6 protein-coding genes are annotated in these 12,408 nt (G+C 37.9%); all 6 read right to left on the bottom strand.

Annotated elements, in window-relative coordinates:
* Positions 1 to 38: 38 nt before the first annotated feature.
* Complete coding sequence (locus MHB58_RS03490) at positions 39 to 2,015, bottom strand: N-acetylmuramoyl-L-alanine amidase (RefSeq protein ID WP_014824681.1); 1,977 nt, start codon at positions 2,013 to 2,015, stop codon at positions 39 to 41.
* Positions 2,016 to 2,590: 575 nt separating this feature from the next.
* On the bottom strand, positions 2,591 to 3,532 hold the full coding sequence (locus MHB58_RS03485; RefSeq protein WP_340734699.1) for a C40 family peptidase: 942 nt from the start codon (positions 3,530 to 3,532) through the stop codon (positions 2,591 to 2,593).
* A gap of 284 nt (positions 3,533 to 3,816) precedes the next feature.
* Complete coding sequence (locus tag MHB58_RS03480) at positions 3,817 to 4,878, bottom strand: CAP and S-layer homology domain-containing protein (RefSeq protein ID WP_340734698.1); 1,062 nt, start codon at positions 4,876 to 4,878, stop codon at positions 3,817 to 3,819.
* Between the two features lie 291 nt (positions 4,879 to 5,169).
* Positions 5,170 to 7,737, bottom strand: coding sequence for an S-layer homology domain-containing protein (locus tag MHB58_RS03475; RefSeq protein ID WP_340734697.1), 2,568 nt, complete (start codon positions 7,735 to 7,737; stop codon positions 5,170 to 5,172).
* A gap of 481 nt (positions 7,738 to 8,218) precedes the next feature.
* Positions 8,219 to 8,878 carry an S-layer homology domain-containing protein gene (locus tag MHB58_RS03470; RefSeq protein WP_340734696.1) on the bottom strand — a complete coding sequence of 220 codons (660 nt, stop codon included), beginning with the start codon at positions 8,876 to 8,878 and terminating at the stop codon, positions 8,219 to 8,221.
* Between the two features lie 482 nt (positions 8,879 to 9,360).
* Positions 9,361 to 12,279 (bottom strand): S-layer homology domain-containing protein, encoded by a 2,919-nt coding sequence (locus tag MHB58_RS03465; protein ID WP_340734695.1) that lies wholly within the window; start codon positions 12,277 to 12,279, stop codon positions 9,361 to 9,363.
* Positions 12,280 to 12,408: the final 129 nt, after the last annotated feature.

Raw genomic sequence — 12,408 nt, 5'->3', positions numbered from 1 at the left:
ACTGAGCAGCCCCCTCTGCCAGGAAGCCACTCAGTTCATTATTTCGTATAATATTGCACAATGCCATTGTAAATGGACTGGGCAAAAATTTCGACATACTCGTCAGATACCAGTTTCGAACGATCTTCATTATTTGTTATGAAACCGAGCTCCACTAAAACAGCAGGCATTACGTTTCCTTTAATAACAACATAGTCTGCGCGCTTTACACCACGGTTGTACATTTTGGCGTTTTTAACGATTTCATTGTTAATGGCCGTTGCCAACGCTAAATCTTCTTTTTCATTTGCATTGGAAGTCACGCTGTAGAATGTTTCCGTTCCATTTGCTGATTCCTTTGCTGCTGCATTTGCATGAAGACTGATAAAAATTTCACCGTTTTCATTTTTTGCGTATCGAACACGATCCTCTAAGCTAGGATATGTATCTCCAGAACGCGTCATTTTCACTTTTGCACCATCTTTTTCAAGCTTTTGCTTTACGAGATTTGCAACTTTTAAAACGATTTCCTTTTCACGTGCGTCTTTCTTTACAGCACCTGGGTCTTTCCCGCCATGACCTGGATCTAGAACAATAATACGATCTTTTACAGCAGGTCCTTTTTGATTAAGAAGTTGTAAATATGTTTTATTAATATAACCATTAATACCGTTATACGCTACTTTAGCCCAGCTACCGGATACCGAATGGACTTCCACTAGTGTACCTCGCTTAATTTGACCAAGCGAACGTGAAGATCCTGAAGCCGATTCCCGAATTTGCAATGCATCAACTGTCGCTTTACCAACCGTATTTGTCAATAGCTCTTGCGGTGGGGTAACTGGTTGTTCGTTTTCACTGCCATTATCTGCAGGTGGATTCGGTACATTATTTTCCTCTTCCACTACCGGTTTTTCCGGTTCCACTGCTGGAGGAGTAACTGGTTCTGTCTGCAATGCATCCTCAGTTTGAGAAACACGGACATAGGCAGGTAAACCATTTACTAGCGTGACATACCAATTGCCAATCGTATTATAAACAGCAATTTTCTCTTTTGCTGCTATTGAACTTACACTATTTGAACTGACATCACGCTTTTCGTATGCTTGAATATTGCCCGTTGCGTAAACATGCTTTTGTACTTTATTAAGCTGCTTACCTGTTTCATCCATAAAATCTACATAACCCTTGTAAACATAGGCATAGCGTCCTTCATGGGAAACTTTCAGCCAACCATCTTTCTGAATTTCAAATACAGCAAACGATGCACCTGTATTTACTTTCGCCAAAATATTCGATGCATTTGAAGAAGATGCAGATGTGCGTACATTTAAATTATTTACGTTTGCTTTAACAGAAGCAATTGCTGTCGAAATATCCGGTACATTCACCCCTTGAACAGGCAATGGCAAACGATACTTGTCAGAAGAGGCACGAGCAATAAATGATGCGAACTGTGCACGTGTTACTGAATTTTTCGGATTATATTTATCAGCCTCTACAGTAATTCCGTTAAAGTAGATTGCCGCAATGTATGGATAATAGCCATATGTCAGTTTAATATCTTTAAATGGAATTTCCAGCTTTTCTGTTTGAGCTGTGTTTAATTTAAAGGCAATGGCCAGCACTTTACTCATTTCTTCTCTTGTCAAAGGAGTGTTCGGCGCAAATTTTCCATTGGACTGCTCAGAGAAAAACCCTAACTCCACAGCACTTTCTACATAGCCCGAAAGCTCAGTGCCTAATGTAACATCAGAAAACGAGGAATTTTTTACAGTTAAAGGCTTGTTATTTGTTGCAACAACAACCATCTTAGCAGCTTGCCCCCGGGTTACATGGGCATTCGGTTTATAAAGAGTTTTACCGTTTTCTGTATACCCTTTTATGACACCTGCATTTACTAAATAGTTTATTTCATTATACGCCCCGTTTGAAGAAGGGACATCGGCAAAGCTTGTACTAGCATATGCCGTATTCAATTGGAACATTGCCATGAAGATGATTGTCACCGACATGACCAGATTGCGCAAAGACAATGTTAAAATCCTCCCCTCTATTAGATAGTTCCCATTTTACCAAATTATTCATAAAATTAATATGTACAAAGCAAGAAATTTAATATTTTTCTAGATTATAGAAAATAGAAGGTAATATTTTCATTATTTGCTGATGAGAGTTTCCCTTTTAGGTGAAAAATGCATCAATGAATGGCTAATAGAGTTGGCTTGTTCTACTTTCGGTGCTGATTGTTCCACATTATTAGTTAAAGGTTCTACTTACTCTCGTAAACTTCTACTTTAGGCAAAAAAGTTTCCACTTTCTTTCTGAGAATTTCTAATAGAGTTGTCGAGTTAAACTTTTAGTGCTGATTGTTCCACATTAGGAGTAGAAATTTCCACTTTCCCTTGCAACTATTCTAATTTATATGAAAGAGTTTCTACTTTCCCATCGCAAACTGCTAATAAAGCTCCCCACAAAAAAAAGAAACACAGACATATTTCGTCTGTGTTTCAAATACTATTAGTAAGTACTTCCCTGCAAGGTGGATATCTATTGAGATATGTAGAAGTTACTAATTTTTCTTCATTAAGTATTGGTATTGCCAATCTTATTATTGTAAACGGTTAATGAAAGCTGTTAAATGTTTTAACATAACGTTGTCGTTTGTACCGAATGTGCCGTCACCTTTACCAACTGTGATGCCGTTCGATGCTAAGATCGAGATGTCGTTATGTGCCCAGTGAGATGTTGGTACATCTGTGAACTTTAAAGTATCTTGTTTCATTTTTAAGTCAAATGCTTTTACTAACACTTTTGCCATTTGAGCACGTGTTAATGGTGAAGCTGGATTGAATTTACCTTCATCACCAGTGAAAACGCCTAATTTATATAGTGCTGTTGCTGCACCTGCATATTTTGATGATGATTTAATATCTGAGAATGGTGAATTTGTATCAGATGTATCTAAACCTAATGTTTTTGCTAACTGAATCGCTACTTCACCACGAGATGCATAAATCGTGAAATCGATAGCTGAATCTTTAACTTCTTCTTTTTCAACTGAAGATACTGCTGCAACTACTTTATTACTTTCTCCAAAGCTCGCTACGCGTTTTGCTCCGTTATATCGTTTCGCCCAGTAAGAAGAATTTAAACTTGCTTCAGTAACGCCTGTGCTTGTACCAGCGTGAACGAATTTATTTCCACCTAATGAGATACCAACATGAGAAGCTACTTTACCAGTTGTATTAAAGAATACTAAATCGCCTGGTTGTAAATCTGATTTTGAAACGGCACTACCTTGTTTATATTGAGAAGCAGCTGTACGGTTAAGGTCAAAGCCTAATTGCTTGAATACTAATTGAGTAAATCCAGAGCAATCTAATCCGCTTGCTGTTGTTCCTCCGTAAACGTATGGTACACCGATATATTTAGAAGCTGTTGCTGTTAATTCTGAAACTGATGCTGCTTGTGCTGTATTATTCGAACCCATCCCTACACCTGAAAAAATCATGAAAGTTGCAAAGATCGGTAATAAGATTTTCTTTTTCACTTTAAAATGGAACTCCCTTCAAAATAGGCCTCGTGATGAATATTCGAGGTATAACATAACGTAAAACTTGTTTGTTCATGTTTATTTAACCTAATAACAGGGTAACATATATAATTGTGATATTATTTTTCACTTGTGTAACAGTTTGTAGTAATTCGATATAAAAACAGAAAACACCAAATCCCTGTATTTAAGCAGAGATTTGGTGTTTTTAATAGAATTTTTATAATATGAAATTATATTTTGTAACATTACTGTAATGTAAGGTACTAGTATTTACCATATTATTTACTAGAAAAGTGTTGAACTACATAGTATTTTCCATTTTTTGATTGTTCAATGCCGGTGCCCATATGTGTATATACTTCTTTTAATATATTATCTCGGTGTTTCGGTGACGCCATCCAAGCCTTTACCGTTGTTTCCGGTGACTCGAAGTTTCGGGCCAAGTTTTCGCCATAGCTTGAATACTCATAATCGAACAATGTCGCTAAATCCCACGGGTTGCCGTAAAATGGTGAATTATGTTCGAAGTAATTGCGTTTTAGCATATCCTTCACTTTAATAATAGCGATCTGTGTTAACTTCCTGTCTTGCATAAATGGTGAAAGTCCTTTAGCAGCCCGTTCTTTATTAACAAGCTCCAATATTTTTTTCTCCCATTGTTTATGATGATTCACTGTATCAATATAATCTTTTTGTAAAAAGTCATATACTACTTCCAGATTATTAATCTTTTCCTTAAACTCCATTCCGCGCATTGTCAGTGCAGCGACATGAGCTCGTGTAACAAACTCATTCGGTTCAAAAGTTTTAGCAGTCTTTCCTTTTACAATTTCCACATCTGCCAATGATTCAATATAATCTTTTGCCCAATAGTTTTTAGGCAAATCCTTAAATGATGTCTTATTTTTCTGATCAACTTCAACCTCATAGGCAAGAGCGATCATTTTTGAAATATGTGCACGCTTTAAAGGGGCTTCAGGATGAAACTCACTAGCGTTTTGAATAATCCCCAATTCTGCAAGTTTACAAATCTCTTTATAATAACGGTGATTTGCAGGAACATCCGTAAATTCCGGAACGAAATCAGTCGCGAGAGGAATGCCCATCGTTCTTGCAATAATACTTGCCGCCTCAGCACGAGTCGTCGTACTGTTCGGTTTGAATATACCGTCTGTATAGCCTTCCATAAACCCTTTTTCAACTAGCTCATATATTACAGGTGCTGCCCAATACGTACTTTTCACATCAGTGAAACTTGGAGACGTTTTTGCATATGCATCAGAAGATGGTGCATGTAATAAACACGCAATGATGGACCCCATAATTAAAACCCGTTTCATCAAACCCCCCCTATCAGTCCATTTCCTATTATTATACAATGAATTAATTACTTTTCTCTTAACAGAAAACTTGTCAACTAACTTAAAAGCCATTAAATAGAAATTCTACGCCAAATTCGACCAGAATCAATCTTATTTTCTGCTAAAAAGCGCCCTGCCCAAATTTAAGTTTACTCTAAAAAATACCCCAAAAGGCAGATTTTCCATTCTACCTTTTGGGGTACAGTAATTAAACTATAATATTTTCAATTAAATTACAACCCTAATTCAAAAAATCTATAACTAAGTTCATTACAATGCGTCTGTATATAATTTGCCTTCCGGTAAATACTCGGACATGCCGATTTCTTCAAGACCATTTTTAATTTTGTATGTGTGACCTAAACGGTTTTTCGATAAATAATTCGCTTTTGAAATCAACATCTCTTCAAACACCGGTAATTGTGATGGATCTACATCTTTCCAGTTTTTATAAGAGTTGATCAAGTCTTCAAGCGTTAAGTGCTGATAATCATCACCGGCAAATTCACCTTTTGGATTTACACGGTACCAAATATCTCCGTTTGAACGGATCCACTTGTTCTTCTCAATTTGTAATGCACGGCTAATCGATTTTGCCGCTTCTAAATATTTTGGATCCTGGAATTCTTTATATGCCAACAACAGAACATTCATGCCACCAAGTACATGGTTCATCGATGCATGTGTTGTCACCTGCTGATTCACAGGGAAGTAATCTGAAATATAGTAAGCATCTTTAGCAACATTAATAACATGCCCTGCCTGTTTACGAGATGCTAAAAGGTCCGCATAATTACGTAATGGCTCTTTATAATTCGGCATATTAAACTCTGCTCCGGAATTATAGTAGAATAACGCAATCTGCTCATTGAAGCGCGTGTCGATAAATGGTGCTGTAATGCCAAATAAGTTTTTCAAATACGTACTCGTTACTTCAGTCTTCCAGTAAGTCGCGTCACCTTTAAACTTATTCAAGTTAATGAACGAGTTTTTCACTAAGTTTGCAAAATAACGGTCGCCCTGTTCTTTTAATAATACAAGTGCGCGGTCTTCTTTTACCAACAATAGATTACGCCCGAACCCTTGGTAAGATTTCGGCATTGGCTCTGTAGTTGTCGCCATTTTATTGTATGGACCTTCTGCAGTGTACCAGTTGTTACGCTTCTTATAGTTAAGCGCAGTTTCAAGCATCCAGCCATTCATATTTTCATCTGTTTTAAATAAACGTTCATTTGAATTCATATACCATGTGTCAACAATATCATTGCCATTAGAAACAAGTGTATAGTAGCTGAATAAATCTTCGCCAAGCCATGCCTGTGAATACGCTTCATACTCCGATTCCAAATCACGCATATAACTTGTACCACCAGTATCTTTATAGCTTTGTGTTAATTGTTTTGAACGATATGCCTTTCCGACCATACGATCTGTCGCCAGCTTTTCGTTCTCCATAATGCGTAATAATCCTGTCGGGTATGATGACGAGTCAAAGCCAAATACATCAGCCGAATTTTTCTCGATTGGGAAACGATCATATCGGTATAATCGGTAATTCGTTACATTCGTTGCTTTCTGGAATAAATCCACAGTCAGCTTTGATTTCCCCTTATTCGTTAACGTTGTAAACACAAAATCATCGCCGTTTTCCAAAGCTCGAACTGTTACTTTCACTGTTGCCCCTTGGTTTCCGACTGCATAATTATAAATTGTATCCTTTGCAACACCGTAAGTTTCAGTCGTTGTTCCTTTAAATACAATCGTAGCTGTTGAACGAAGATATAACGGGTTTGCATCCGATGTTACTTGTGCAAAGTTCATTTCTTCACGATTGTTTTTAAAATTACTTGATACTTCTGCTGCCTGAACTTTATATTCGTTTTTCGCAATTTTATTTGTCGCAACAAGTGCACGGTGAAGCATTACTGAGAATGTCACACGGTTAACCGTTGCTTTTGGATCAAATGAACCGTCTTCACGACCTGTCGTAATTCCGTGCTGCGCTAAAATTTTAACATTTTCGCGATGTGATTCACTGATTTTGTTCCAGTCTTTAAATGTCAGTTCTTTACCTGTATCTTTCAAATCAAATGCACGCACTAAAGTCGTCGCCATCTGTTCACGTGTTAAAGCATCCGCTACACCGAAACGTCCGTCTGGTTTACCGCCAAAAATACCAGCTTCATATGTAGAAAATACACCTTGTAAAAAGCTAGATTTCGCACTTACATCCGAAAACTTATTTTGATATTTACCGTCCGGAAGCTTTAACGCACCTTTAAACAGGTTTGCCGCCTGACCACGGTTAATATTTAGATTGGGACGGAACTGTGCATCCGGGTAACCGCCGATTACGCCCATCTCTACTAGCTGCATCACTTCATTTTTAGCCCAGAAATTATCCGGTACATCCGCAAGCTTCTGCTTAACCGTTAACTTTTCACCTGTTTGCGGCTGATTAGCTGGCTCCTCTGATGGCTCGTTTTGTTCTGCATCAGTTGCAGGTTGTTCAGTTTGTGCCGGAGACTCTTGCTCTACTGATTCCTCTTTTTCCGGAGATGTTTCTGTTTTTGGTTCTGGCTGAGCAGGTGTAGTTGTTGTTTGTTCAGCTTTTTCATCAGCAGAAGTAGATTCCGCTTCCTTTTCATCTGTAACCGTTTCCTCTTGAACTACCGGATTATTACCGGAATCCGTAGTTTGAGTCGTAGTAGTGGTTGAATTTTGTACTGTTGGATTTTCAGCTTCAACTGTGCCTTGTACATTTGCATACGTTGCGGTTGGTAGCGCTGTGGATAAAAATAGTAGCGAGGCTAACAGTGCTGATTTTATTTTCAACATTCGACAGATTCCCTCCTTTTATTTCAATAACGTATAAATTATACCGAAAATCGCCATATATTTCACTGAAATGTACAATATTTAATAGAATAATAGCAATCAATGTAAGTTTAGCACGCTACTTGTTATGAAGCGATGGTAATTCTCTCTTCCTTTAGTAGGTATTTCTTTATTGGGGTTGGGGGTCTAGTATTCGGCGGCGTAGTTCATCTTTTCGACAAAAAGGTTCTATTTTAACGCCGAAACTTTCTACTTTTCCCTTCTGAAATTCTACTTTCCTCATAATGTGTTCCACTTTCTCGCAAAAACTTTCTACATTCCTCTGCTTATTTTCCACTTTCAAGCATAAACTTTCTCTTTACACATAAAAGCTTCCCACTTCTTATCTCCCCTCTATTTCATAACCTCAATCTCTGAATTTCCCCATAAAAAAACACTTGAGCTTATATCAAGACTCAAGTGCATTACCCAAAAAGCTTCCTTATTCTATACCAATTACAATAAAGTCATCAGAAGTGGCTTGGATTGCATTATATAAAAATGTCGCTAACTGGGCACGTGTCAATTTCATGTTCGGGCTGAATGTTGTAGCTGTCGTACCTTTTGTAATTTCATAATCAACTAAGGTCTGAATGTACTTCTTCGTTGCAGTATCTGTTAACTTGTTGACATCTGTGAATTTCGTTTTTGTAGTAGTAGATTGCTGCAACTCAAAACCGATCGTTAACATTTTGGCTAACTGAGAACGAGTCAAAGTTGCGTTTGGGCGGAATTCATCGCCATAACCGTTTACAATGCCTGCTTTATTTAATGCTGCGATGGCTTTGTAATATTTGCTTGTTGTTGGAACATCTTTGAACTCCGGATTTGGCGCGGTAGTATTTTGCAGATTTAATGCGTTCGCTAAATATAATGCTGCATCCCCACGTGTTGCCGATTTACTAGGCTCATAAGTTTTACTCGTCACACCTGTAATAATTCCTTCATTATATAATGAAACTATTGCATTGGCATGGGAGTTCGTTTCTTTTACATCGGTAAATGGATTTGTATATGCTTGTACTGAATGCCCGCTTACGATAACACTTGAAATAATAACAAGCACTACAGTAAGTATTGATACGTTGAATAATTTCTTCATTTACATCAATCCTTTCGATTAAACTAATTAGCATAATTATACAATAGTTTTAGTTTTATGTAGATGATAACTATACAGCAGGTATCTCATTAACCTCAAACAGCTTTATTAGATATATAGTAGAAAATATTTGATGATTTCTACTATATATTAGTATTTCCGGTACTGATATTAGCACTTTCATATATTTGGCTTGTAAGTTGAATTATATCTATGCTGCAACCGTGCTAATTTATTTACTCTATATATTTTATTAGAACAATCCATTCTTTATTAGAAGTTCCAAACTGACTTATTTGAACTTTGAACAGTGATATTTGAAAATAAGGGACACATATTAGAAGAAACAAACTTTTTATTAGAAAATGAATTACTTATTAGACCTTTATAAGATTTATTAGAACAACTTCAGTTTATATTAGAAAACTAAAACCCTAATAAAATAGCATACACGCAATTAAGCATGTATGCCCCATCTAAACTTAGTTCGTACGTAAAGTTGTTTGTATATTATCGAATGTATCAACTACAGCATTGCCTGCCTCATCCACTACCTTCGCTATACCTGTACCTTTTTTAACCGTAACGGTTGTACCACCTGGTTGGATAGCCGATAAAGTAACGACTGCTTTATTGCCGGTTGTTGAAGTTGTTACTGATGCGATTCCGACCGATGCTCCTGCAGAGTTTACTAATTCAAAAGCATCTGCAGCAAGCCCGCTTACATTTTCGCTAAATGTAAGCTCGATTTGATTTGCTGATATAAATTGAGCAGAATTTAGCGTTGGTCGAATATTTTCATTTAAATTGACGACGGCCGTTAAGTTCCCCTGCGATGCCACTGAATCTTTTGCCTTTACGCCGGTAATCGTTAAATTACGTTCTCCAGAAGCTGTTGTTTCATTTGGTGCTAACGTCAAAATAACCGTATCTAAAGCATCGCTTGGAACTTGCGCATTCGTAATTCTTGCATTTGGAATAGAATAATTACTTGCAACAGAAGCTGTTGTAGCGTCTACTACATGGTTAAACTTCAATCGTACTTGGTTGTTCGTCAATTTGAGATCCGTCACTGAAGTTGTAACAGTTGGTGCAACCAGTACATTTTCATTGTTTGAATAATCCGATGTACGTTGGAAAGTAACCGCTTTATTTGCTGTATTCACACCATAAGCACTATCTACTTCTGTAAACGATAATGTCACACTATATGTTGCATCAGCCGCATCGCCTGATCCTAGTAAATCATCCAGTTTCACACGCACTACAGTACGGTTGCCGTTTTCTCTATATTCTAAAGATGTCGCTGTACCATTGAATGTATGTGTTACACCGCCTTTAACATAGTTGCCGGAAGCTGTGACACGTGATGCAGTCACTAAATCCACTGGTTTATTGAGCGTAATATTTAAATACTCGAAATTGCCTTCTCGTGTTACTGAAGTTGATGTTACTTCGGGAGCTGCTGTATCAGGCGTAAATGAATGCGTAGTCGTAAATGTATTCGTCTCACCTGAAATATCTGTAATCGTTTTACCCGATGCTGTGCCAATATTGTAAACACCATTTAAATCATTCGTAGCAGTAACGATAAATGAACGGTCATCACCAGGCACTTCCTCAATTGCCGTAATTGCATTTGCCGAATTACCTAAACGTAACTCTAGATCACCTATTGCCGGTTTATGAATTCGTTCCGAGAATGCCAATCTGAATGTTTTCGGACCTGTTTGTGAGATGCTCGTCAGGGTTGGTTTAACTCCATCAGCCCCGCCCATTGCAAAGCTAGTTGTTAGCGGGTTTGGTGAGCTGAAGTTTCCTGCAATATCACGCAGCCCTGCAAATGTTGCAGTAACTGAAGTATTTGCCGCTAATGGCTGACCATTAACCATTGCGTTGGATAAATCAAAATCTGCATACGTAGCACCCGCAGCGATTTCTCCGGTAATACCTGTTACATTCGTACCGTTTGCCAGTCTGAATGTAATACTGCTGTTGCTAAATGCGCGCAAAGGCTCAGAGAAAGTAACACGGACTGTTTTCGCATCTCGGTTTACGGTACTGATTAACGTTGGTGCTACTGTATCCGTACCCAAATTGACTACGTCATCATATGGAGTAACCGTTGTACCGGCAGTATTTTTCACATTGTTTACTTTTACAAGATAGCGTCCTGTTAAAGCTGCCGCCCCGTTTGTAGAGATTGTCAATGTACGGCCATCTTCACTTAACTGCCCTCTTGAAACAGAAACGGCATTATTGTCAACAGCCGATATTGTTACATATTTAGCCAATTGTGCAGGCGTTAAGCTGGCAGGCAAGTCGACTCTTTGATTGAATTTCACTTCAATTTGTCCTGCGTTAAGCGCTTTCACAGATGCGACTTTCACTTCAGTAACGACATACGTTACTTTCGCTGAATAATCTTTACCGTCAATTTTAAAATCAACTGTTGTTTCCTCATTTTCAGGAAGTTTATTTTCTAAAGTAACTGCATGCTCGGAGTTGTCGCTTAGAGTTACCTTTAGTTTATTTACACCTGTAGCTTCTGCTGATTTTACTGTTAATGCAACATTGTAAGTTACAGAAGTTCCATACTCCTTACCGTTAATTTTAAACTTAACTGGTGTTTCTTTACCGGCTTCCAACGGAGTATCTAATTTCACCGTATGTTCCGTATTGTCCGTAAGCGTAACTTTCAATGTTGATGCATCAACAACTTCGACCGCTTTTAATCCTTCTCCCGGTACTTCCACTTGAAGCAATTTATACAGGAATGAAGAGAACTGTCCGCGTGTTGTGTTACCTTTCGGGTTGAAGTTCGGTACGCCCGTCACGTTATAGTAATCTAAGACTCTGATTGCAGAACGTGCCTCTGCTTTCGCTCTGTTATAATCAATGACATCCTCTTTAAAATCCTTGTCCATAACATGTCCTAGGAAGTCAAAATTATTAATATTCGTATAAGCGCGCACTAAAACAACTGCCATATTTTCACGTGTAATCGGATCCGCCGGTAACAGGTTTCCGCTACTTCCGTTAAATACACCGTTGTCTTTTACTAATGCCGCATATTGCAATAGCTCATCCTGCGATGTACTGCGCAAGTCTGAAAAGCGCATATTTGTTTTATAGTCTGAAGGGATTTTATAACCTTGTGACACTAAGTATTTACCTAGTAGTTTTACAACATCCGAACGTGTCAATGTACGATTCGGTTTAAATGTGCCATCAGGATATCCTGAAATGATGCCTTGGCTTACGAGTGAATCAATTGCACGCTCATGAGTATTACCTGCCGTGTCCGAAAAACTGGCCGCACTTGCTGCCGGAACAATTGCCGATGCTACTAATGTCGCAGTAGCCGCTGTCGTTAAAAACTTTTTATACTTCTTCTGCATCTTTTTAACCTCCTAATTTGTAAACAATGGAATATGTTGCCTCTTTTTCAAACTTGCTTACAACCTTTCCAATTCCACGAATTATTTGAATATAAACATAATTCCATTAAAATGACTAAAAAGTATTAT

It is taken from the genome of Solibacillus sp. FSL K6-1554 (assembly GCF_038005185.1).
In the GTDB taxonomy this organism is placed as follows: Bacteria; Bacillota; Bacilli; order Bacillales_A; family Planococcaceae; genus Solibacillus; species Solibacillus silvestris.
Note: the sequence above shows the minus strand (reverse complement) of the source record. Positions and strands in the feature narration are given on the sequence as shown.